Origin of the sequence: Caulobacter sp. Root655 (genome assembly GCF_001427665.1) — a bacterium.
GTDB lineage: Bacteria > Pseudomonadota > Alphaproteobacteria > Caulobacterales > Caulobacteraceae > Caulobacter.
This window is the reverse complement of the sequence record NZ_LMHC01000003.1, coordinates 132,492-132,880: the sequence shown is the minus strand read 5'-3', so window position 1 is coordinate 132,880 and position 389 is coordinate 132,492. Positions and strand designations below refer to the sequence as shown.

The window sequence follows — 389 nt, the reverse complement described above, 5'->3', positions numbered from 1 at the left end:
GATCAGGTGCAACTGGCGCAGTACGGCTACGACAATCTGGGCCGGCGCACGGCGGTCTGGCGCGGCAATGGGGCCAACACCTATTACGCCTATGACGCCGCCAGCCGCCTGCAGACCCTGTCCCTGGACCTGACCGGCGCGGCCCAGGACCAGACCTACAACTTCACCTACAACGCCGCCGGCCAGGTCAAGTCTCGCGCCGCCGGCAACAGYCTCTACGAATGGGCCGGTGTTCAGACGACCAAGGGCTACACGGTCAACGGCCGCAACCAGTACCTGACGGCCGGCGACGCGACGTTGGCCTACGGCGACAATCGCGGCAACCTGACGGGCGATGGCGCGTCGACCTTTGTCTACGACCTGGACAACCGCTTGACCGGCAAAGCCGG

General features: G+C 66.2%; 1 pseudogene. It reads left to right on the top strand.

Annotated elements, in window-relative coordinates:
• Nucleotides 1–389, top strand: a pseudogene (locus ASD79_RS24225) (RHS repeat-associated core domain-containing protein); the annotation flags it as partial.